The organism is Streptomyces sp. NBC_00554, from assembly GCF_041431135.1.
In the GTDB taxonomy this organism is placed as follows: domain Bacteria; phylum Actinomycetota; class Actinomycetes; order Streptomycetales; family Streptomycetaceae; genus Streptomyces.
Window position 1 is genome coordinate 759,476 of sequence record NZ_CP107799.1, and the last position, 22,764, is coordinate 782,239.

At 70.7% G+C, this 22,764-nt stretch carries 18 protein-coding genes; 12 read left to right on the forward strand and 6 right to left on the reverse strand.

All coding sequences use genetic code 11. The features are described 5' to 3' along the window. The first annotated feature begins 94 nt into the window (after window positions 1–94). On the forward strand, window positions 95–2,152 hold the full coding sequence (locus OG266_RS03535; protein ID WP_371552638.1) for a SpoIIE family protein phosphatase: 2,058 nt from the start codon (window positions 95–97) through the stop codon (window positions 2,150–2,152). 111 nt (window positions 2,153–2,263) lie between these two features. On the opposite strand, the gene OG266_RS03540 is transcribed toward OG266_RS03535, so the two are convergent. Continuing rightward, window positions 2,264–3,580, reverse strand: coding sequence for a S1 family peptidase (locus tag OG266_RS03540; protein ID WP_371542592.1), 1,317 nt, complete (start codon window positions 3,578–3,580; stop codon window positions 2,264–2,266). 677 nt (window positions 3,581–4,257) lie between these two features. On the opposite strand from OG266_RS03540, the gene OG266_RS03545 reads away from it, so the two are divergent. The 4 genes from OG266_RS03545 (at window position 4,258) to OG266_RS03560 (ending at window position 10,410) form a co-directional block, all read left to right on the forward strand. Then, window positions 4,258–4,473 (forward strand): type A2 lantipeptide, encoded by a 216-nt coding sequence (locus OG266_RS03545; protein ID WP_266471771.1) that lies wholly within the window; start codon window positions 4,258–4,260, stop codon window positions 4,471–4,473. Window positions 4,474–4,563: 90 nt separating this feature from the next. Further along, the gene (locus tag OG266_RS03550) at window positions 4,564–5,373 is read left to right on the forward strand and encodes an HlyD family efflux transporter periplasmic adaptor subunit (RefSeq protein WP_266471773.1); all 810 of its coding nucleotides are present in this window, start codon (window positions 4,564–4,566) and stop codon (window positions 5,371–5,373) included. Beyond that, window positions 5,370–7,592 (forward strand): NHLP family bacteriocin export ABC transporter peptidase/permease/ATPase subunit, encoded by a 2,223-nt coding sequence (locus OG266_RS03555; RefSeq protein ID WP_266471774.1) that lies wholly within the window; start codon window positions 5,370–5,372, stop codon window positions 7,590–7,592. The genes OG266_RS03550 and OG266_RS03555 overlap by 4 nt, the downstream gene beginning before the upstream one ends. A 1-nt stretch (window position 7,593) precedes the next feature. Continuing rightward, window positions 7,594–10,410, forward strand: coding sequence for an NHLP bacteriocin export ABC transporter permease/ATPase subunit (locus OG266_RS03560; RefSeq protein ID WP_371542595.1), 2,817 nt, complete (start codon window positions 7,594–7,596; stop codon window positions 10,408–10,410). A 4-nt stretch (window positions 10,411–10,414) separates the two neighbouring features. Here OG266_RS03560 and OG266_RS03565 read toward each other — a convergent pair whose 3' ends face one another. After that, a complete protein-coding gene (locus OG266_RS03565; protein ID WP_371542598.1) occupies window positions 10,415–10,951 on the reverse strand; it encodes an SRPBCC family protein in 537 nt (178 codons plus the stop codon). Window positions 10,952–10,957: 6 nt separating this feature from the next. After that, window positions 10,958–11,311: an ArsR/SmtB family transcription factor gene (locus tag OG266_RS03570; protein ID WP_371542602.1), complete on the reverse strand. Its 354-nt coding sequence runs from the start codon at window positions 11,309–11,311 to the stop codon at window positions 10,958–10,960. A gap of 180 nt (window positions 11,312–11,491) precedes the next feature. Here OG266_RS03570 and OG266_RS03575 point away from each other — a divergent pair, with 180 nt between their 5' ends. Continuing rightward, window positions 11,492–12,994, forward strand: a complete 1,503-nt coding sequence (locus tag OG266_RS03575) for an MFS transporter (protein WP_266471783.1) — start codon at window positions 11,492–11,494, stop codon at window positions 12,992–12,994. Between the two features lie 79 nt (window positions 12,995–13,073). On the opposite strand, the gene OG266_RS03580 is transcribed toward OG266_RS03575, so the two are convergent. After that, window positions 13,074–14,636: a bifunctional phosphatase PAP2/diacylglycerol kinase family protein gene (locus tag OG266_RS03580; protein WP_371542606.1), complete on the reverse strand. Its 1,563-nt coding sequence runs from the start codon at window positions 14,634–14,636 to the stop codon at window positions 13,074–13,076. Between the two features lie 107 nt (window positions 14,637–14,743). Between OG266_RS03580 and OG266_RS03585 the strand changes: the two genes are divergently transcribed. Further along, entirely contained in the window at window positions 14,744–15,241 is a 498-nt protein-coding gene (locus OG266_RS03585) for an isoprenylcysteine carboxylmethyltransferase family protein (RefSeq protein ID WP_371542609.1), read from the forward strand. Here the strand turns inward: OG266_RS03585 and OG266_RS03590 are convergent. Then, window positions 15,181–16,485: an MDR family MFS transporter gene (locus tag OG266_RS03590; protein ID WP_371542612.1), complete on the reverse strand. Its 1,305-nt coding sequence runs from the start codon at window positions 16,483–16,485 to the stop codon at window positions 15,181–15,183. The two genes, OG266_RS03585 and OG266_RS03590, sit on opposite strands and share 61 nt — an antisense overlap. Window positions 16,486–16,642: 157 nt before the next feature. Further along, window positions 16,643–17,077, reverse strand: coding sequence for a protease inhibitor (locus OG266_RS03595; protein ID WP_266471791.1), 435 nt, complete (start codon window positions 17,075–17,077; stop codon window positions 16,643–16,645). A gap of 309 nt (window positions 17,078–17,386) precedes the next feature. On the opposite strand from OG266_RS03595, the gene OG266_RS03600 reads away from it, so the two are divergent. From OG266_RS03600 to OG266_RS03620, 5 genes are all read left to right on the forward strand, one after another. Next, the gene (locus tag OG266_RS03600; RefSeq protein ID WP_266471795.1) at window positions 17,387–17,944 is read left to right on the forward strand and encodes a hypothetical protein; all 558 of its coding nucleotides are present in this window, start codon (window positions 17,387–17,389) and stop codon (window positions 17,942–17,944) included. Between the two features lie 227 nt (window positions 17,945–18,171). Beyond that, complete coding sequence (locus tag OG266_RS03605) at window positions 18,172–19,755, forward strand: cytosine permease (RefSeq protein ID WP_266471807.1); 1,584 nt, start codon at window positions 18,172–18,174, stop codon at window positions 19,753–19,755. Window positions 19,756–19,776: 21 nt separating this feature from the next. Continuing rightward, a complete protein-coding gene (locus OG266_RS03610) occupies window positions 19,777–20,445 on the forward strand; it encodes a cyclase family protein (protein ID WP_266471809.1) in 669 nt (222 codons plus the stop codon). 145 nt (window positions 20,446–20,590) lie between these two features. Beyond that, window positions 20,591–21,760: a lactate 2-monooxygenase gene (locus OG266_RS03615; RefSeq protein WP_266471811.1), complete on the forward strand. Its 1,170-nt coding sequence runs from the start codon at window positions 20,591–20,593 to the stop codon at window positions 21,758–21,760. After that, a complete protein-coding gene (locus OG266_RS03620; RefSeq protein ID WP_371542618.1) occupies window positions 21,757–22,734 on the forward strand; it encodes a 2-hydroxyacid dehydrogenase in 978 nt (325 codons plus the stop codon). Before OG266_RS03615 ends, OG266_RS03620 begins: the two co-directional genes overlap by 4 nt. Window positions 22,735–22,764 lie beyond the last annotated feature (30 nt).

Below are 22,764 nucleotides of genomic sequence, written 5' to 3' on the forward strand. Positions count from 1 at the left end.
GGTCGGCGTGTCCGTCTCGCAGGGTTTCGGGCAGGCACCGGCCACTCGACCGGCGCCGGTCGGACAACCGCTGCTGTCACTGGCGCTGGCCGCGATGATGGACGAGGTCCAGGCACACTCCGGCGCCGTATATCTGCTGGCGCCCGGCGAACCGGTCCTGGAGATGGCGGTGATGGCGGGGCTGCCCAGGGCCTTCGCCGCCCCGTGGGAGCGGGTGGGGCTCAGCGCGCCGATCCCGGTCGCCGAGGCGGCACGCGAGCGGCGGCTGATCTGGGTCAGCGGCGAGGAGCAGATGGCCGGCCGCTATCCACGGGTCGCCGTGGTGCTCCCCTATCCCTTCGCGCTGGCCGCACTCCCGGTGGCCACCGGGAACACGGTGTACGGCGCCGTCTTCGTGACCTGGCCCGGATCGCATCCGCCCGAGCTGTCGGACCGGGAACGCGGCCAGCTCACCGCGGCCTGCGACCGGCTCGCGCTGCGCCTGGAGCGGGCCGCCGCCGCGCACCACCCGGTGCACCCCGAGCCGGATCTGCTCGGGCCGGCCACCGGGGCGAACGTGTCCGGCACGCTCGGCACGGTGGAGGCGGCACAGATGGTGGCGCGGCTGCCGTACGGACTGTGCGCGCTGGATCTGCACGGGCGCGTCAACTACGCCAACGAGGCGACGGCCGAGCTGCTCGACGTCCCGGTCAGCGGTCTGCTGGGCACCCAGTTGTGGGCGTCCGTGCCCTGGCTCAACGACCCCGTCTACGAGGACCGCTACCGGGCCGCGCTGCTCAGCCAGCACGTGACGTCCTTCGTGGCGCTGCGGCCGCCCGGCGACTGGCTGTCGTTCCGGCTGTATCCCAGTACGAACGGGCTGAGCGTGCGGATCTCGCGGGCCCGGGCGGTGTCCGAGATGAGGCGCACCGACCCGGGGGACAGCGACGACACCCGTCCAGGCCTGGTGACCATCTCCCATGTGCTGAGCCTCGCCAGCGCGCTGACGGAGGCGGCGAGCGTGCAGGACGTGGTGCAGTTGGTCGCCGACGAGATCGCCCCCGCCGTGGGCAGTCAGGCCCTGGTGGTGCTCGGCACGCAGGCCGGACGCCTGCACGTGCTCGGGCACCGGGGATACCCGGACGCCCATGTGGTGGAGCGCTTCGACGGGCTGCCGCTCGACGCGCAGACCCCGGGTACCCAGACGCTGAACACCGGTGTTCCGGCCTTCTTCGACTCCCGTGAGCAGCTGGAGCGCCTCTATCCGTCCCGGCACACGACACCCGACGGCATGGAGGCGTGGGCGTATCTGCCGCTCATCGCGTCCGGGCGCCCGGTGGGCGTCTGCGTCCTCGCGTACACGGAACGGCATGCGTTCCCGGCGGACGAGCGTGCCGTGCTGACGAGTCTGGGCGGTCTGATCGCGCAGGCGCTGGCGCGGGCCCTTCTCTACGACGCGAAGCTCCGGCTCGCCCACGGTCTGCAGGCCGCGCTGCTGCCGCACTCGCTGCCGTCGGTGCCCTCGATCGAGGCGGCCGCGCGCTATCTCCCGGCCACCCAGGGCATGGACATCGGCGGGGACTTCTACGATCTGGTGCTCTCGCAGGGCCGGGCCGCGGCTGTGATCGGTGACGTACAGGGGCACAACGTCACGGCAGCGGGCCTGATGGGGCAGATCCGTACGGCCGTCCGTGCGTACACGACCGTCGGCCAGCCGCCCGAGGAGGTCATGCGGAGCACCAACCGGCTGCTCATCGACCTGGGCAGTGAACTGTTCGCCAGCTGTCTCTATCTGCGGCTCGAACCCGCGCGCGGGGTGGCCGTCATGGCGCGTGCGGGCCACCCGCCTCCGCTGCTGCGGCGGCCGGACGGCAAGGTCCGCGTGCTCGACCTGGCCGGAGGGCCGCTGCTCGGGATCGACGCGGAGGCGACGTATCCGACGACCGAGGTCCCGCTCGGCCCCGGTTCGGTGCTCGCCCTCTACACCGACGGGCTGATCGAGTCCCCCGGCGTCGACATCGAGGACGCCATCGCCCGCCTCGGGCGACGGCTCGCCGAGTACGGAGACCAGCCGCTCGACGTACTGGCCGACAGCCTCGTACAGCAGGAGGACGCGGCGGCGCAGGAGCGGCCCGACGATGTCGCGCTGCTGCTCCTGCGGGCACGCGGCTGAACGCGGAGCGGTCCGGCCCTCCCGCCGGAGGGCCGGACCTTTCCACTGCCGACCGGGACCGCTGTGTTCCGCGGCCGGGTCAGTGGCTGTGGGTCACCGGTGCCTGGGGTGTCAGGGGTTGATGTTCACGAGCCCCGAGCCGTCGTCCAGGCCGGTGCCGGTGTCGTCACCCGCGTCGCCCGCTTCTTCGCCGGCTCCGGCCTCTTCGCCTGCTCCGGCCTGGTCGTCGCCGGCCGCCGGGTCACTGGCGCTCGCGCTGGGGTCCACCGCACCGGGGTCTTCCGCACCGGCTCCGGCGTCTCCGGCCGCGTCGCCCGCGCCGAGCGTCGCGCCGACCGCTGCCAGCGCGGTGGTGACGGGCTGGAAGAAGGTCTCGCCGCCGACGGTGCAGTCTCCGCTGCCGCCGGAGGTCAGGCCGATCGCGCTGCCGTCCTGGGTGAACAGGGAGCCGCCGCTGTCGCCGGGTTCGGCGCAGACGTCGGTCTGGATGAGCCCGGTGACCGTGCCCTCCGGGTAGTTGACGGTGGCGTCGAGACCGAGGACGGAGCCGTCGAAGAGGCCCGTGGTGCTGCCCATCCGGAAGACCTGCTGGCCCACGGCGGCTTCGGCGGCCTGGGCGATCTCGACGGTCTGGCCGTCGCCGATGTTGACCACGCTGTTGGCAACGGTGGCCGGGTCGTCGTACTTGACGAGGGCGAAGTCACCGTCGCCGGGGAAGGTGGCCTGGTCGACCGTGGCGATCGGGGCGCCGTTCTGCGCGTCCGACCACTCGGCGGCCGCGACACCGCAGTGGCCCGCGGTGAGGAAGGCGGGGGCGCCGTCGCCCGCGGTGACGTTGAAGCCCAGGGAACAGCGGGCGCCGCCGCCGAAGATGGCGTCGCCGCCGTCGACGTAGGTCTTGAAGGTGCCCGCGGACTTCGTGATGGTCGCCACGCCCGAGCCGAGGCCCTCGACGGTCGACTCCAGCGTGTCCCAGCTGCTGCCCGTGACAGTGGAGTCGGCGGTGACGCGGATCTCGTTGGTCTTCGGGTCGACGGACCACGCCGTGCCCGGGATCGTCGCGTCGGCCTTCAGCGTCGCGGCGGCGGTCTCGAGCGCGTCGGTGCTGTTCTGCACCTGGTTCGGAACCGCGCCGGCAGCCTCGATCTCGTTGATCACATTGCTGTTGTTACCGACGACGTTGATGATGATCTGCTGGTTGCCCGCGTCGTAGTACGACCCGGCGAAGGCATCACCCAGCTGGGAGGCGAGCTGCGAGGCCAGGTCCGAGACATCGGCCGCCTTGAACGTCTTGGCCGTGGCGGTGGCGTCGTCCGAGTCCGACTGGGACGCCATGGCGTTGGGCAGCAGAAGTGCCGCCGCTCCGAGCGCCGCCACGCTTCCTGCCGCTATTACGGCCTTGCGCTTGGGTATGCGTTTGTGACTCAACTTCTGACCTCCTGGGGACGGGGTCCGTTGCCACCGTCTTGCAGCTGAACTGGGGGGCGCCTGGATGCCTGTTGATACGCACGCGTCACACGGGGTGTTCAACTGCCTTTACAAATGGCAGGAGTTAGGCAGGCCAAAGGCGTGGATTGCGAGGCAATCGCACCTTTACGTACGCACATCTCGGCCGAGGGGCCATGGCAACGAGCCGCACAGCACACTCTGCGAGCACTCGGTCACACCCCGTCGACAGCACTGACCGGAATCCTGGCTTCGGGGAATCTGCACACCGAATACGCAACGAAGTCACCGCGTGCGAAGGATCTCCACAGGGGGCAGGGGCACGCGGGGCCATTGGGGCGGGAGTGTCCCGTTCGGGAAGCGGGTGGCAACCGCATGTACGCGGCGTTGACGCGCGGCATGTGAAGAAGTCGCCATCGAACAGTGCGTGCTCCTGCACGGATGACCGGATCTGGCGCTCAATTGCCCTGGTGAGAGCGTCGGTTGATTGGATGCGTGCCACGGCAGCGTGCTTTGATCCGTTGCACCGCGGGGGTCACGGGTCACTCCGGGGGCTTCCGGAAACGGGTGCCTGACGCCTGCGGCCGCGGCCGACCATCTGTCCCCAGAGGGGGCCGCTCTCCCCCCTTATGAATACGCATACGAAGGGAAGTTCCATCATGAACTCCACCCCCCAGGTTGCCACCGCCGAGATCTCGGACGCCGACCTCGACGCCGTTTCGGGCGGCCTGTCCCTGAACGCCGTTGGCACCGTCACGGGCCTCGTTGACTCGGTTGTCCCGGTCTCCGGCCTCGTGGGCACGGTCGTCGGCACGGTCGAGGGTGTGACCGGCCTGAACACCGCCCCGGTCACCGGCCTGGTTGCCGGTCTCTGATCGCATTTCATGCCGCTGAGTCCCGGAACCAATCCATGGTTCCGGGACTCTCGGGTGCCGTAAATCTCTCGAACAGGTGAGGGAAGTCCCGTGCAGTTCCGCCAACAGGCCCTCGCCAAGCTCCAATCACCGGATGAACTCGACCTTCCGGTGCGCTTCGCCCGTCCTCAGGGCTGGCTCGTCCTGTCCGTGACGGTCGTCGTCATGGCCGCGGCCTCCGTCTGGGCCGTGACGGGAACTGTGGCGTCCACGGTCAGCGCGCCCGCCATCCTCACGCACGGTGAGGGCAGTTACGTGCTGCAGAGCCCGGTCGCCGGGCAGGTCACCGCGGTCCTCGCCAAGGAGGGCGTACGGCTCGCCGCGAACGCCCCCGTGCTGCAGGTCCGTACGGCGGAGGGCGAGACGGCGGTCGTCCGCACCGTGGCCGCTGGGCGCATCACCGCGCTCGCCGCCACCATCGGCGCGATCATCTCGACCGGCGCGAACGTCGCGGCCGTGGAGAAGGTCGCCCACGCCGGCGATCCGCTGTACGCGACGGTGTACGTCCCCGCCGAGAACGCCGCCACGATCCCCGAGAACGCGTCCGTCGATCTCACCGTCCAGTCGGTGCCGACCCAGCAGTACGGGGTGCTGCGCGGCCATGTGAAGGCGGTGGACCGGACCGTGCAGACCCAGCAGCAGATCGCCGCGTTCCTCGGGGACAGCCAGCTGGGCGAGCAGTTCACGAAGGACGGCAGGCCGGTGGCCGTCCTGGTCCGTCTCGACCCCAGGTCCAGTACGAAGAGCGGCCTCAAGTGGTCCTCGGCGGACGGGCCGCCGTTCGAGCTGACTTCCATGACCCTGGCCACGGGCTCGATCCGGCTGGCCGACCAGCGCCCCGCCGATTGGCTCCTCCCGTGACCGCCGCACAGGACACCCGCGGCAGACGCCGCGCCAACGCGCCGAAGCGCCCGGTCCCCAAGGGCAAGGGGAAGACCGTCCGTACCCCCACCGTGCTCCAGATGGAGGCCGTGGAGTGCGGCGCGGCCTCCCTCGCCATGGTGCTCGGCCACTACGGGCGGCACATCCCCCTCGAAGAGCTGCGCATCGCCTGCGGTGTCTCCCGCGACGGGTCGCGCGCCAGCAACCTGCTCAAAGCGGCGCGCAGTTACGGCCTGACGGCCAAGGGCATGCAGATGGACACGGCTGCGCTCGCCGAAGTACGGGCGCCCGCGATCCTGTTCTGGGAGTTCAACCACTACGTCGTCTACGACGGCATGGGGCGCCGCTTCGGGCGGCGCGGCGTACACATCAACGACCCCGGCAAGGGCCGCCGGTTCGTGCCGATGGAGGACTTCGACACCAGCTTCACCGGCGTCGCCCTGGTCATGGAGCCGGGCCCCGACTTCCACCGGGGCGGCCGCAAGCCGGGCGTCCTGGGCGCCATGCCGGCCCGGCTGCGCGGGACGTCGGGCACGATGCCCGCGGCCGTCCTCGCGAGTCTGCTCCTGGTCGTGGTCGGCGCCGCGGTGCCCGCGCTCAGCCGAACGTACATCGACAGCTACCTCATCGGCGGCCAGTCCTCACTGCTCGGCGTGCTGTTCGCCTCGATGGGCGCCTCGGTGGCACTGACCGTGGTGCTGACCTGGCTCCAGCAGGCGAACCTGCTGCGCGGCCGCATCATCTCCTCGACGCTCTCCAGCGCACGGTTCCTGCGCCATCTGCTGCGGCTGCCGGTCACCTTCTTCTCCCAGCGCAGCCCGGCCGACCTGGTGCAGCGACTCCAGTCCAACGACGCGGTGGCCGAGACGCTGTCCCGAGACCTCGCGGCGGCCGGTGTGGACGCGGTCGTGGTCGTGCTCTACGCGGTACTCCTCTATACGTACGACCCGCAGCTCACGGCCGTGGGCATCGGCGTCGCGCTGCTCAACGTGGTCGCGATGCGGGTGGTGATCCGGCTGCGCTCGACCCGCACGGCCAAGCTGCGTGCTGACAGCGCGCGGCTCACCAACACGGCGTACAGCGGGCTCCAGTTGATCGAGACGATGAAGGCCACCGGCGGCGAGGACGGCTACTTCCGCAAGTGGGCCGGGCAGCACGCGACCACCCTGGAGGAGGAGCAGCGTCTCGGTGTGCCGAGCGCCTGGCTGGGCGTGGTCGCGCCGATGCTCGCGACGCTCAACAGCGCGCTGATCCTGTGGATCGGCGGTATGCGGGCCATCGAGGGAGGCATCTCGGTCGGTCTGCTCGTCGCCTTCCAGGCCCTGGTGACCCGCTTCACCGCGCCGATCACCCGCCTCAACGGCGTCGCGGGCCGCATCCAGGACTTCGCGGCCGACGTCGCCCGCCTCAAGGACGTCGAGAACTTCCAGGCGGACCCGCTGTACGACCGCCACGGCACCGGCGATTCCACCCGCCGCCTGCACGGCCATGTCGAGCTGGAGAACATCACGTTCGGCTACAGCCCGCTCGACAAACCGCTGCTCACCGGCTTCTCCCTGACGGTCGGCCCGGGCCAGCAGGTGGCCCTGGTCGGCGGCTCGGGCAGCGGCAAGTCGACGGTGTCCCGCCTGATCTCGGGCCTGTACGCCCCCTGGGAAGGGACGATCCGCATCGACGGCCAGCGCCTGGAGGACATCCCGCGCGGCGCCCTCGCCTCCTCCGTCTCCTTCGTCGACCAGGACGTCTTCCTCTTCGAGGGGACGGTCCGCGACAACGTGGCGCTGTGGGACCCGTCGATCCCCGACGAGGCGGTCGTCGCGGCGCTTGAGGACGCGGCACTGTACGACGTGGTGACGCGCCGCCCCGGCGGTATCCAGAGCCGGGTCGAGCAGGACGGCCGGAACTTCTCCGGCGGCCAGCGTCAACGCCTGGAGATCGCACGGGCGTTGGTGCGCAGGCCCAGCATCCTGGTGCTCGACGAGGTGACCAGCGCGCTGGACGCGGAGACCGAGCAGACCGTCATCGACAACCTGCGCAAGCGCGGCTGCGCCTGTGTGGTGATCGCGCACCGGCTCAGCACGGTGCGCGACAGCGACGAGATCGTCGTACTGCAGCACGGCACGATCGTGGAACGCGGGCGGCACGACGCCCTGGTGGCGGCCGGCGGTCCGTACGCCGAGCTGGTCAAGGAGCGATGAGATGACCACGGTCAACGAGGGCGACCTCGTCCTCGGCGCGCTGGGCGGCATGGGCACGCCGATCGACTGCTCCACTCTCAACCGCCTTGATCTGGAAGGCCCGCAGGTCCTGTGGCTCGTCGCGGCGGGCACCATGGACCTGTTCGCGGTGGACGCCGTACAGCAGGGCCACTGGCACCACCTCGGCCGCCTCGAAGCGGGCTCCCTGCTGCTCGGCCCGGTCACCGGCCCCCAACACACCCTGGTCGGGCGGCCGTTGCGCGACTGCGTGGTGCGCCGCATCGGGCTGCGCGAGCTGTACCAGCAGCCCGACACCCAGACCTGGTCGTACGACGAGTACGGCAACGCCCAGTACGTACCGCCGACTTCGAGCCCGCTGGAATACGCCCTCGCCCTGGGCGTCGGCCGCAGCCTCTCCATCCTCTTCCAGGCGCCGATGGCCCATGAGAACGCCGCCGCGCTCACGGACGACGACGTCTTCTGGATGCAGGTGCCGCCCGGCAGTGTGCAGTACGGCTCCCTGTACGGGGCGGAGGCGGCGGCCGACCTGCTGATGGACTCCGGTGTCTGGCAGCGCATGGTCGACCAGCAGTACCGGCTCCTCACCACACTCGACCGCTGGATCGAGCGGTTGGAGTCGCGCCACGAGGACCGTACGGCGGCGGGTATCAAGGCGGGCGAGGCCGTCCGCGCGCAGGCCGACCGGACCCTCCTCGCGTCGATCGGCAAGCAGTCGGCGAAGCGTCCGACGGCCGCCGACGCGGACGCCACGTACGCGGCCTGCAAACTGGTCGCGGGCGCGGCCGGCATCACCCTCGCGGAGGCCATGCAGAGCGGAGCGGAGAGCGACCGGCTCGACCCGGTCGAGCGGATCGCGATCGCCTCGCGCGTCCGCACCCGTGCCGTACGTCTCGACGGGCGTTGGTGGCACGACAACATCGGCCCGCTGGTGGGCCACCGTGCCGTGTCGGGCTCACCGGTGGCGCTGCTGTGGCGGCGCGGCGGATACGTCGCCGTACAGCCGTCCTCCGGGCGGGAGACCCCGGTCGAGAAGGCCAACGCGGGCGAGTACGAACCGCAGGCCACGATGTTCTACCGTCCGCTGCCCGAGCGGAAGCTGAGCCCGCTGCGGCTGATGAGGTTCTGCCTCCAGGGCACCGGCGGCGACATGCGCAACCTCGCCATCAGCGGTCTGGTGACCGTGGCCATCGGCGCGATCGTGCCGATCGCCACCGGCAAGGTGCTCGGCGAGTACGTGCCGAAGGCCCAGCACAGTCTCATCGTGCAGGTCTGTCTCGCCATCATGATCACCAGCGTGGTGTCGGCGGCGTTCATGCTGCTGCAGAACCTCACCATCCTGCGGCTGGAGGGCCGGATCGAGGCGACGCTCCAGCCGGCCGTCTGGGACCGGCTGCTGCGCCTGCCCACGAAGTTCTTCACCTCCCGCTCCACCGGTGAACTGGCCAGCGCCGCCATGGGCATCAGCGCGATCCGCCGCCTTCTCGCGGGCGTCGGTCCGACACTCGCGCAGGCGGGCACGATCGGCGCGATGAACCTGGGCCTGCTGCTCTGGTACAGCGTCCCTATGGCGCTGGCCGCGATCGGCATGCTCGTCGTCATCGCTGCCGGGTTCCTGGGGCTCGGCCTGTGGCAGGTGCGCTGGCAGCGCCGTCTGGTCGTGCTCAGCAACAAGCTCAACAACCAGGCCTTCCAGACCCTGCGCGGCCTGCCCAAGCTGCGGGTCGCGGCGGCCGAGAACTACGCGTACGCCGCCTGGGCGGGCGAGTTCGCGCGCAGCCGTGAGCTCCAGCAGAAGGTCGGCCGGATCAAGAACCTGACGACGGTGATGGGGGCGGTGTATCTGCCGCTCTGCTCCCTGCTGATGTTCATGCTGCTCGCGGGCCCGGCACGCGACTCACTGTCGGCCGCCGAGTTCCTCACCTTCAACACCTCGATGACGATGCTGCTCACCTCGGTCACCTCGATCACTGGCGCGTTCGTCTCGGCCGCGGCCGCGCTGCCGATGTTCGAGGAGATCAAGCCGGTGTTCGACGCGACACCCGAGGTGCGCGTGGCGAGCACCCGCCCCGGGGTTCTGTCCGGCGGGCTCGAAGCCCGAGGGCTCTCCTTCCGTTACTCCGACGACGGCCCGCTCGTCCTCGACGACGTGTCCTTCGACATCAGGCCGGGCGAGTTCGTGGCGATCGTCGGGCCCAGCGGCTGCGGCAAGTCCACCCTGCTGCGGCTGCTCATCGGCTTCGACAAGCCCGTCTCGGGCAGCGTCCTGTACGACGGCCAGGACCTGGCGGCCCTCGACCAGTCCGCCGTGCGCCGCCAGTGCGGTGTCGTGCTCCAGCACGCGCAGCCCTTCACCGGCTCGATCCTGGACTGCATCTGCGGCACCGAGCCGTACACGCCGGAGGAGGCGATGGCGGCGGCCGAGATGGCGGGCCTCGCCGAGGACATCAAGCGCATGCCGATGGGCCTGCACACCATCGTCTCGGGCAGCGGCGCGGTCTCCGGCGGCCAGCGCCAGCGCCTGATGATCGCCCAGGCGCTGATACGCCGCCCCCGCATCCTCTTCTTCGACGAGGCGACCAGCGCCCTGGACAACGAGACACAGCGCACGGTCATCGAGAGCACCCGGGCGCTCAACGCCACCCGGGTCGTGATCGCGCACCGCCTGTCCACCGTGATGGACGCGGACCGCGTCATCGTGATGGAGGACGGCAAGGTGGCCCAGCAGGGCCCGCCCGCGCAGCTCCTCGCGGACACCGGCGGCCGGCTGCACGAACTGGTGCGGAGGCAGATGCGGTGAGGAGTCAGCCGTGCCCGGGGACCGGGGCTCCGGAAGGGATCCCGGCCTCGATGTACCGGCGGTAGATCTCCTGCCAGGGGGCGGCGCTCCCGGCGTGCGGCCCCTCGTGCTCCTCGCCGCGCGCGTGTGCGTCGAGGGCGCCGAGGCACACCTCCCACCCGGCACCGTTACGAGCGGCGGTGTTCTCGGCCTCCAGGACGTTGGTGAGCGTGAACCGGGTGCGCTTGTCGTCCAGGGCCTCCAGGTCGAAGTGGAGTTCGTCGCCGCCCCACTCGAAGGAGAGGTGCCGGGGCGCGTCGACGGCGATGACCCGGCCCGTGGACTCCGGCATGTTCGGGTCGCCGCTGAAGGTGACGGTCCCGCCGGGGCGCAGATCGATCTCGGCGCGGGAGGGGAACCAGTGGACCAGTTCGTCGGGGTCGGTCACGAACTGCCAGACGCGGTCGACGGGGTGGTCGTAGGTCCGGGTGAAGCGGACGGCGGGGCGGCCGTCGTCGAGGGTGAGGTAGGTGCCGGTGGGGGCGGGGGATTCGGCGGACATGGTGGCTCAGTCCTTCGGGGAGGGCTCATCGGGCTGGTCCGACGACTCCCCCGCCGCCCGGTCCAGGCGACGGCCGAGGGCGTCGAGGCTCTCGTTCCACAACTTCCGGTACGGGGACAGCCAGGCGTCGAGTTCGGCGATCGGAGCCGGGTCGAGAGCGTAGACACGGCGCTGCGCGTCCTGTCGGACCCGCACCAGGCCCGCGTCGCGCAGCACCCGTAGATGCTTCGAGGTGCTCGGCTGGCTGAGCCCGCTCGCCTCGACGATCTCACCGACCGGCCGCGGACGCTCGAGGAGCAGCGCGACGATCGCGCGACGGTTCGGGTCGGCGAGCGCGGCCCAGGGAGTGGCATCGGACATGACTCCAATATGCCTCTGCGGTTATATACCCGTCAAGGAATACTCGGACCTGCTCGTCGCCGAGATCCAGGTCACTCATCGAAACGTTGCAGTTTCGATAGAGGGGGTCTAGTCTCGACGTGTACGAAACCGTTTCGTTTACGTAAACGAAACCCAGAGCGACTTCCCTGGAGTTCCCTCATGCCTCAGACCGTGACTGAAGGTGCCCGTACGGGTGCGGTGGACGCCGCGCCGGCGCAATCGTCGAAGCGGCGGTGGTGGATCCTCGCGATCATCGGGATCGCGCAGCTGATGGTGGTCCTCGACGCCACCATCGTGAACATCGCCCTGCCGTCCGCCCAGGCGGACCTCGGCTTCTCCGACGGCAACCGGCAGTGGATCGTCACCGCCTACTCGCTGGCGTTCGCCTCCCTGCTTCTGCTCGGCGGACGCATCGCCGACCTCTTCGGACGCAAGCCCGCCTTCCTGATCGGTGTCGCCGGATTCGCCGCGGCCTCCATGCTGGGCGGCGCCTCGACCAGCTTCGGGATGCTGGTCACCGCACGTGCCCTCCAGGGCGTCTTCGGCGCACTGCTCGCACCGGCCGCGCTCTCGCTGCTGAACACGACGTTCACCGAGGCGAAGGACCGCGCCAAGGCGTTCAGCGTGTTCGGTGCGATCGCCGGCGCCGGTGGCGCGCTGGGGCTGCTGCTCGGCGGTGTGCTGACCGACGCGCTCGACTGGCGCTGGACTCTCTACGTCAACCTCATCTTCGCGATCATCGCCTTCGTCGGCGGTTGGATGCTGCTGAACAACCACCGCGACGCCGCGAACTCCAAGCTGGACCTGCCCGGTACTCTGCTGGTTTCCTCGGGACTCTTCGCCCTGGTCTACGGCTTCTCCAACGCCGAGACGCACGACTGGAGTTCGCCGGCCACCTGGGGCTTCCTGGCCGCGGGCGGGGTGCTGCTGACGGCGTTCGCCCGGTGGCAGACGCGAGCCAAGCACCCGCTGCTGCCGATGCGCGTGCTGCTCGACCGCAACCGTGCCGCTTCGTTCATCGCCATTCTGATCACCGGCGCGGGAATGTTCGGCGTCTTCCTCTTCCTGACCTACTACCTGCAGCTGAACCTGGGCTTCAGCCCGACCAAGACGGGCGTGTCGTTCCTGCCGATGATGGCGGCCCTGATGGTCATGGCCCAGGTCTCCACCACGATCCTGGTGCCGCGCGTCGGGCCGAAGATCGTCATCCCGGCGGGCTTCGCGATCGCTGCGATCGCCATGGTCTGGCTGACCGGCATCGATGTCGGCTCGTCCTTCTCGACCGCCGTGCTGCCGCAGCTGATTCTGATCGGCGTGGGCCTCGGCATCGTGATGCCGCCCGCGATGTCGCTGGCCACGATCGGGATCGCGGCCGAGGACGCGGGAGTTGCCTCCGCGACGGTCAACACCATGCAGCAGGTGGGCGGTTCGATCGGTACGGCGCTGCTGAACACGCTGGCCGCGAGCGCCGCGGCGAGCTACCTGGCCGGCAAGAACCCGGCCGACAAGCTGGTCCAGGCGCAGTCGACGATCGAGAGCTACACCACCGCCTTCTGGTGGTCGGCCGGCTTCTTCGCCGCGGGCGCGGTGATCGCCTTCCTGCTCTACCGTCCCGGCAAGTTGGAGCAGGACCCGGACGCGGCACAGGTCGTCCACATGTGATCGCGCCGGACCTCAGACCGAGGGGCCGCCGTCTGCAGGGAGACGGCGGCCCCTCATCCGTCTCTCGCGCAGCGGCCTCTCATACGTTTCCTGTCGGGCGGCCCCTCACGCGCCTTCGGTAGCGGGCCGTCGCCGCGGCGAGGCGAGCCTGCTGCGCCAGCTCGTTCTGCGGTACGGCCGGCCGGTACACGACGAGCCCCCGGTGCCGTTTCTCCAGCCTCAACTCACCCGGCATGGGCGCGACTTCACCGTCGTACGCGAGTGTGTCCGTGCCGGTGAGACCCTCCAGCTCGACCCAGGAGACGCGTTCGGCGCTGTAGACCCGGGAACGGCCGAGGGCTCCGGCCAGCGCGGAGGCGATGACCCTGGTGCGGGCGAGCCGGTGGGCGCCGTCGATCACACGCAGGTCGAGCAGACCGTCGTCCAGGCACGGCCGGAAGGCGGGGGCGAAGCCGTCCGGGACGTACCGGCCGTTGCCCGCGAACAGCAGCCACAGGCGCCGGGGGCGGCCGTCGACACGCAGTTCGATGGGGGTCGCGGTGCGCAGCACCCGGGTGAGGGCGACGGCCGCGGCCGGCCACTTGCCCCAGCGCTCCTCCAAGTGCTCGCGGAGCCGGACGAGTTCGGGATACAGGCCGATGCTGAAGGTGTTGAGGAACCGCACCTCGTGCCCGGCCGCCGAGCGCGCCACGCCGATGTCCACGGCCACCGCCTCGCCCCGGGCGACCGCGACGGCGGTGTCCTCGAAGTCGGGTACGCCCACGTCCTGCGCGAAGTGGTTGAGGGTGCCGCCGGGGAACACCGCCAGCGCTAGCCCCCGTTCGGCCGCCGCGCGAGCCGCGGCGTTCACGCTGCCGTCTCCCCCGCACACACCCAGCGCGCCGCCCAACTCCGAGGCCCGCTCGACCGCCTTGGCGAGCAGCTCGGCGAAGTCGTCGTCCGGGGCGCGTTCGATCAGTTCGGCGTCGGGCAGCAGTCCGCGCAGCCGTTCGGCCGGCGGGAGTGGCGTGGTGGGAGCGCCGGTGCCGGCCCGGCTGTTGACGAAGACGACGAGTCCGCGGCCCCCGGGCAGCGCGGGCGCGTCGGCCCCGGGCCGCTCCCGCTCCGGCCGTGCGGAGCGCGGCGGCCACCAGCGGCAGGTCAGCGCGGCGGCCCCGGCGCCGATCGCCATCCCGGCCAGCACGTCCCCGGGGTAGTGCACGCCCACGTAGACGCGCGAGAAGGCGACCGATGCCGCGAAGGGCGCGACCAGAGCGCCGTATCCGGTGGATTCCAGGGCGACTCCGGTCGCGAAGGCCGCGGCGGACGCGGAGTGTCCGGAGGGGAACGACGTGGTGTGCGGCTGCCGTCCGAGATGTCTGATCCGCGGTACGTGGTCCAGCAGCGGGCGGGGGCGGCGGGTACTCCACTTGATCACCGTGTTGACGGTCAGTGAGGCGAGGACGAGCGAGCCCGTACCTCGCAGGGCCGCCCGCCGGGCGGTACGGCCTCCGACGAACGCGAGGCCCGCCGCCGCGCCGAACCACAGCCGTCCGTGGTCGGCGGCATGGCTGAGCCGCCGCAGCGCCGGATCCGCGGCGGGGAACCGGGCGGCGGCCACCCGCCTGAACAGCCGCAGATCCAGTTCACCGAGTACGCCCATGTCCCCACTCCTACCGGGAGCGGGGGCGGACCGCATTCCGCCGCGACTCCAACCGGAGCAGCATCCTCACGGTTTACGGCACGGCGTACGGCGGCCATCGTGACCGTATGCGCAGACCCGCGGCAGCGTTCGGCAGCTCCCTCTTCCTGGCACTCGCCCCAGGCACCGTGGCCGTCCTCCTCCCCTGGTGGCTCACCGGGTGGCAGGCCGGTCACTGGCCGGGGCCCGTCCGGCTGCTCGGCCTCGTCCCGCTGGCCGCGGGGGCGGTGGTGCTGCTCTCCGCCTTCGCACGGTTCGTCGCCGAGGGCCTGGGCACCCCGGCGCCGGTCGCGCCCACGGAGCATCTGGTGGTGGGCGGGCTCTACCGGCACGTACGGAATCCGATGTACGTGGCGGTCGTGGCCACCATCGCCGGGCAGGCCCTGCTGTTCGCCCGTCCGGTACTCCTGACGTACGCGGCGATCGCCGGGCTCGTGATGTGGGCCTTCGCGCGGTGGTACGAGGAGCCGGAGCTGGCCGGCAGATTCGGCGCGGAGTACGAGCGCTACCGGCGTGCGGTGCCCGGCTGGTGGCCGAGGGCGCGTCCCTGGCGCGGTCCCTCGTGACGTGGCAGCAGCGCGATCGACGCCACGGGGATGACGGCGAGGACCAGCCAGGGCACGGCGGGCGGGAATCCGGTGTCGAGAAGCGAGCCGGTCCCCGCGCTGCCGACGAGGACGATCAGGCCGGAGATGGAGGACAGTGCGCCGGTGTAGAGGCCGAGCCTGCCGTCGGCGGCGAGGTCCGGCACCCAGGCGCGGGCGGCGGGTGCGACGAGCATCTGGCCGAGGGTGAGCAGGACGACGAAGCCTGCCGCGGGCCCCAGCCCCGCCGTACCCGTCCACGCGGCGGGCCTCGCCAGCGCCACCACGCCGAATCCGGCGGCGATGAGGAGCAGCCCGGCGGCCATGCACCGGCGCAGGTCGAGCCGGTCCGCCGCCCAGCGGGTGACCGGCAGCTGGGCGGTCACGACGAGCAGCGAGGACAGCGCGAACAGCCAGGCCAGCGGCGCCTGTGAGCCCGCCGCGCGCTCGACCTCCGCGGGGAGGACGAGATAGAGCTGGTTGTACGCCAGCAGGTAGGCGCCGTACGCGCAGCACAGCGCGAGGAAGCGGCGGTTGCGCAGCAGCGCGCGGACGCCTCCCCCGCCCTTCACCCGCGTCCGGCCGGGGATGTGCTGCGGCAGCAGCCACGCGTGGCCCGCCAGGACGAACACGAAGACAGCGGCCCCGGCGAGGCAGACCGCGCGGAAGTCCACGGCGAGCAGCAGCGCTCCCAGCAGCGGGCCGACGAACGCCCCGGCCTGTCCGGCCACGGTGAACAACGCCAGCACGTGGGTACGGGATCCGCGCCCCGCTTCCTCCCAGCACACCGCCTGCCGCGCGACCTCGGACTCCACGGCGGGTGAGAACAGCGCGGCGGCGAAACCGATCAGCAGGACGGCGCCGACGACCGCCCAGGTCTCCCGCGCGTACCCCAGCCATCCGAAGCCCGCGATCCGCAGCGCACATCCGGCGAGCACCACCGGCCGAACCCCGTACCGGTCGGCCAGCGCGCCGCCCACCACGAACAGCCCCTGCTGACTGAACGTCCGCAGTCCGAGCACCAGACCGACGAGCCAGCCCGCCATCCCTATCGCGGTACCGAGGTGCTCGGCCAGGAAGGGCAGCACGGCGAAGAAGCCGATGTTGAAGGCGAGTTGGGTCAGGATCAGCAGGCGCAGGAGGGGAGACAGCTGCCTCCAGGTGCGGCGGCGGGGGACGGTCTTCGGGCCGCCGGGAGCCGTGGCCTTATTTTCATGGTCGAGCACCTGCACACCCTATGCAGCAATGCCGGGGACCGGCCGACGGCCCCACTCCGTCTGGCCGGCCCCCGGTACGAGATCGCGTGACACTCGCGACGAGCCCCGCCTTCCCCAGTCACGGGCTCTCGTTGGACGCCCACGGGGACCACGCGATCCCGGTCCGTCAGAACGTGAAGACGTTCACCCCATAGGAGTTCTTCACGCACTCGTTCGCGAAGGTGCGCTCGTACGCGACGCGCTTGCCCTGCCACACACCGTCGACGGTGACGACGACGGGGTGGAACTCCTTCGTGCACAGCGCGCCGGCTCTCACCGAGAGGGCGTCGAAGTCGCCGCCGGTCTTGCGGAGTTCGGCGCAGGCCGAGGGGGCGTCGGGGTGGGTGCCGGAGGCGGTCGGGGCGCAGTTCAGCGTGACCGCTCGTTCCGCGGTGGCGGTGGCCGCGCTGTCACCGTGGCCCACGGTGAGCACCAGGGCAGAGGGGGCGTAGAGCGCGGACGGGCCGGGGCCCGGGGCGGCGAGGGCGGATCCGCCCAGGGGCCCGCAGACGGCGGTGGCCGTCAGGGTGAGAGTCGCTGCCCAACGCGCGGTGGTCGGCATTGTGTGCATCCTTCCGCTCGATTGAAGGCCGTACCGGCTCGGTTGAGTGCCGGTTCGGCGAGCGTGAGTCTGCCGAGTCCGGACCGGAAAGACACATCCGACCCACAGGTTTCAGTAACTTTGAGTATTGAATCAGTGGCGTGAAGTCACAGAATTCGACCGTTCAGGCCCGGAAGCTAGCGCTTACTGATCATCAGGCGGGCCTTCCTGGCCGGATTCCCCTGCCTCAGCAATAGGCCTGAAACATTCCGCTTCAGCCCATGGCGGACCCCCCTTGCGCATCCACCCTTCCGGAGCAATCGTCATTACATGATTACAACGGAGCAGCACGAGAAGCTGCGCGGCTGGTTCGCCGGCCGCCTGCCCGACGATCTCTTCGAGAGCCTGGCGGAGGTGACGGTCGACCGCGAGGAGATCACGGTCGTCGGCCGCATCCCCGAGCCCCGGCTCACCGAAGGCGCCTCGGACGCCGAGAAGGAGGCGGCCCTCCAGGCGCGTATCCAGGAATTCCGGGAGCGCACCCGCGAGGAGCGGATCGCGGTGGCCCGCGAGGCCGAGCACCGGTTCCGCAAGAAGGTCTCCTGGGGTGTGGAGTGCGGCGGCGAGCGCGCCCTGTTCACACACATCGCCGCGCCGGTCATGACCCGGCTGCGCCAGCCCGAGCGCCAGGTCCTCGACACCCTCATCGCCGCCGGTGTGGCCCGCAGCCGCAGCGACGCCCTCGCCTGGTGCGTACGCCTGGTGCAGCGCCACACCGACGACTGGCTCGCCGAGCTGCGGGACTCGCTGGAGCACGTGCAGCGGGTCCGGGCACAGGGTCCGGACGCCGAGCCGCAGGACACCCCGGCCACCGACGACGAGGAGTGACACCCGCCCCCACCCTCTGTGGAGCAATCGTCCAGCGAAGACGCGGAAGATGGATGGTCCGTCCTCTGGTGCCGTGGTGACGCGCCGCCTTAGCGTCGGCAGACCCCGCGAGGACGCCATCCGCTCACGCCGCACACCCCAGCGGCGACAACCGGCCGTCCCTCTCCCCGCGCCACCACGCGCTCCACCGCCCTTAGGGGTACAGGCAGCACTTCGCTGGAGCACTCTTGTCCGACAACTCCCCGTCCACCGCTCCCCCGTCGCTCACCGAGGTCGAGACGTACGGCGTCGAGCGCATCCCCGACGCGGACCGCACCGCGTCCCCTCTCGACCTGTTCCGGGTCGCCTTCGGCGGTGCGAACACCTTCTCCACCTGCGTCCTCGGAGCCTTCCCCATCCTCTTCGGCCTCTCCTTCTGGCAGGGGCTCGCCGCGACACTCCTCGGAGTCGTCGTCGGCGCGCTGATCCTGTGCCCGATGGCGGTGTTCGGCCCGGTCAACGGCACGAACAACGCGGTCGCCTCCTCCGCTCACCTGGGCGTGCACGGCCGCATCGTCGGCTCGTTCCTCTCCCTGCTCACGGCCGTCGCGTTCTTCTCGATCTCGGTGTGGAGCTCCGGCGACGCCCTGGTCGGCGGCGCGCACCGGCTCTTCGGCCTGGAGCGCAGCGATCTGTCGTACGTCGTCGCCTACGCACTGTTCGGCGCGCTGGTCCTCGCGGTGTGCGTGTACGGCTTCCGGTTCATGCTGTTCGTCAACAAGATCGCGGTGACCTCCGCGACGGTCCTGTTCCTGCTCGGCGCGATCGCCTTCGCCGGTGACTTCGATCCCTCGTACGCGGGTGTCTTCACGTCCTCGGCCGACTCGGCGACGCAGGCGCTGTTCTGGCCCTCCTTCATCGGCTCGGCGCTGATCGTGCTGTCCAACCCGGTCTCCTTCGGCGCGTTCCTCGGCGACTGGTCCCGCTACATCCCGGCCGACGCGCCGCGCCGCAGGGTGGTCGGTGCCGCGTTCCTCTCCCAGATCGCGACCCTGCTGCCGTTCGTCTTCGGCCTGGCGACCGCGAGCATCATCGCGACGAAGGCCCCGGAGTATGTCGATCCGGCGGCCCCCGACTTCGTGGGCGGGCTGCTTGCCATCTCGCCGAGCTGGTTCTTCCTGCCGGTGTGTCTGCTCGCGCTGATCGGCGGCATGTCGACGGGCACGACGTCGTTGTACGGAACCGGGCTCGACTTCTCGTCCGTGTTCCCCCGTCTGTCGCGGGTCCAAGCGACCGTGCTTGTCGGTGTGCTGTCGATCGCGTTCATCTTCGTCGGGCGTTTTGGGTTCGACCTGGTGCAGTCCATCTCGACCTTCGCCACGATGATCATCACGTGCACCACGCCCTGGATGGTCGTGATGATCCTGGGCTTCTACACCCGGCGCGGCTGGTACGACCCGGACGCTCTCCAGGTCTTCAACCGCCGTCAGCGCGGCGGCCGTTACTGGTTCTCGCACGGCTGGAACTGGCGGGGCATGACCGCCTGGTGGGTGGCCGCGGTGATCGGCGTCCTGTTCACCAACATCCCCGGGCAGTTCGTCGGGCCGCTGGGCGATCTGGCGAACGGAATCGACATCGGCCTGCCGCTTTCGCTGGCCGTCGCCGCCGTCCTCTTCCTTTCACTACTGCGGCTCTTTCCCGAACCCCGGGCCGTGTACGGGCCGGAGGGTGCACGGTTGGCGCGTACGGTCGATGTTCCGGTAGCGGCGATCACCGGACCGGGCGCGAAGGCCGAAGACCCGGCGCCGGCGCTCGCCGTCGAGGGCAACTGAGCAAGTCCTGGAGGGGAATTGATGGAGTCCTGGCTCGATCTGTCCGTCCCCCTGGTCGCCGGGATGCCCGTGTATCCCGGCGACCCGCAGGTAGATGTGGAAAGGGCGCTGCGGGTCGCGACGGACGGGGTCAACGTCCTGCGGCTGCACATGGGTTCGCAGTCCGGGACGCATGTGGACGCGCCCTACCACGTGAACTCGGCCTGGCCCACGCTCGACCTGCTGCCCCTGGAACGCTTCGCGGGACCGGCGGTCCTTGCGGACGTCCGGGGTCTCCCGCCCGGGACGCCGATCACTCCCGGCCTGCTCGCGCCCGCGCTGAGCCTCCTCCACCTCCAACCGGGCGCGATCCTGCTGCTCGCCACCGGCTGGTCGGCGTACTGGGGCACGAACCAGTACTTCGCACACCCCTGGCTCACGCCGGAAGCGTCGCAGGACCTCGTCAACGCGGGCGTCCGCACGGTCGGAGTGGACGCGCTGAGCGTGGACCCCATCGGCAGCACGGACCTTCTCTCGCACCGGGTCCTGTGCGGCGCGGGAGGGGTGATCGCCGAGAACCTGACCGGTCTCGACCTCGTGGCCGGCGCGCAGACCGCGGGGTACTCGATCGAGGTCTTCCTCTTCCCCTTGCGGCTGGCGGGGGCCGACGGGGCTCCCGTCAGGGCCACGGCACGGATCCGCCGCATCTGAGGGCCCGTTCCCGGTCCCCGGACTGCCGACTCGCCACCTCCGGAACAGAGCTGGTGGCGGCGCAGCCCAGTGGACGGACCTTGTCACAGTCGCCAGGATCAACCCCGTACAGCGCGATCTCAGGGACGAGAGGCAGGACGTACGGATGGCGAAGCACTGGGCCGACTTCCAGTACGAGATCTATCTCAACGGGATGACGGGGGCCGTACCCCGGCTGCCCACCGATCTGACGCGGCTGGAAGAGCTCACCGAACAGCGGCTCGGGCCCGGTCCTGTCGGCTATGTGGCGGGCAGCGCGGGCAACGGAAGCACCGCCCGGGCCAACCGGGAGGCGCTGGAACGGCGGCGAATCGTGCCGCGCATGCTGCGCGATGTGCATGAACGCGACCTGTCCGTAGAGGTGTTGGGGCGCCAACTGCCCGCTCCACTCGCACTCGCGCCCGTCGGCGTGCTGTCGATCATGCACCCGGACGCGGAGTCCGCCGCCGCGCGGGCCGCCGCGGCCCAGGGCGTGCCGTACATCCTGTCCTCGGCGTCCAGCACGCCCATGGAGCAGGTCGCGGAGGCTATGGGCGACGCGGAGCGCTGGTTCCAGCTGTACTGGGCGAAGGACCGCGAGGTCACCCTCAGCTTCCTGAACCGGGCGAAGGCGGCCGGGTTCACCGCGCTGTTCGTCACTCTCGACACGCCCCTCCTTGCCTGGCGTCCGCGCGACCTCGACCAGGCGTATCTGCCGTTCCTGCACGGTGTGGGCATCGCCAACTACTTCACCGACCCGGCGTTCCAGGCGGGCCTGGCCAAGCCGGTGCACGAGGACCCGAACGCGGCGGTCATGCACTTCGTGGGCATGTTCGCGGACCCGGGCAAGACGTGGCCGGACCTGGAGTTCCTGCGGGAGAACTGGGAGGGCCCGATCGTCCTCAAGGGGGTCCTGCACCCGGACGACGCCCGTCGTGCGGCCAGCGCCGGAATGGACGGCGTGGTCGTCTCCAACCACGGCGGCCGCCAGGTGGCCGGTTCCGTCGCCGCGGCGGACGCGCTGCCGCGTGTGGTGGAGGCGGCGGGCGACCGGCTGACCGTTCTCTTCGACAGCGGGATCCGCACAGGCGACGACATCTTCAAGGCGCTCGCCCTCGGCGCGCAGGGCGTCCTCGTCGGGCGTCCGTACGCCTACGGGCTCGGGCTCGACGGCCAGGCGGGCGTCGAGCACGTCATCCGCTGTCTGCTCGCCGAATTCGACCTCACGCTGGCCCTGTCCGGGCACGCCCGCCCCTCCAGCATCGGTCCCGATGACCTGATCGAGGACATCGCATGACCGAGACGAAGAACGTGCTCGCCGTCGGCCCACCGCATGTCGGAGGCCGTAGGGCGGGCGCGGCGCTCGCCACCCTGTTCCCCGAGGGGGCCCGTGTCACCGTGGTCGAAGCCACCGACGAGGACCCGGTCGCGCTGCGGGAAGCACACGTCGTCGTCACGGCACTCGGCCCGGTGACCGCCGAACACATCGCCGCGGCACCGGACTTGGAGCTGATCCAGTGCGCAAACCACGGCTTCGACTACATCGACCTGGAGGCCGCGCGCGCCAACGGCGTGTCCGTCTGCAACATCGGTTCCAGCGGCGCCGAGAAGCAGAACGTGGCCGAGCAGACCTTCGCGCTGATGCTCGCCCTCGCCAAGCAGTTGGTCCCGGCGCACACCGCGCTCGTCGACGCCGACTGGGCGCTGCCGAGGCTTCAGCGGTCCCTCACCGAGCTGTCCGACAAGACGCTCGGCATCATCGGGCTCGGGCACATCGGCAAGGAAGTCGCCCGCCGCGCGGCCGCGTTCGACATGAGCATCGTGTACGCGGGCCGGCGGTCCGTCGACCCGGAGACGGCGGCCCGGCTCGGCGGCGCCCGCCATGTCGAACTCGACGAACTGCTGCGTACGTCGGACTACATCACGCTGCACATGCCGCTCACCGACGAGACGCGGCACCTCCTCGACGCGGAGCGGCTCGCGCTCCTCAGGCCCACCGCGTTCGTCGTCAACACCGCGCGGGGCGCCCTGATCGACCAGGACGCCCTGGCGGACGCGCTGGAGGCGGGCGCCCTGGCCGGAGCGGGCATCGACGTCTTCGACCCCGAACCGCCCACCTCGGCCCTGCGGTTGCTCAAGGCCCCGAACGTGGTGCTCTCCCCGCATGTCGCGGGCGTCACGCGCGAGACGGTCGTCCGGATCGCGCGGGCGGCCGTCCGGAACGCCACCGAATTCATGGACGGCAAGCCGCCGCGGGACGTCGTCTCGTGATCCCTCGTCCCGCGACCGCTCCGCTCATAA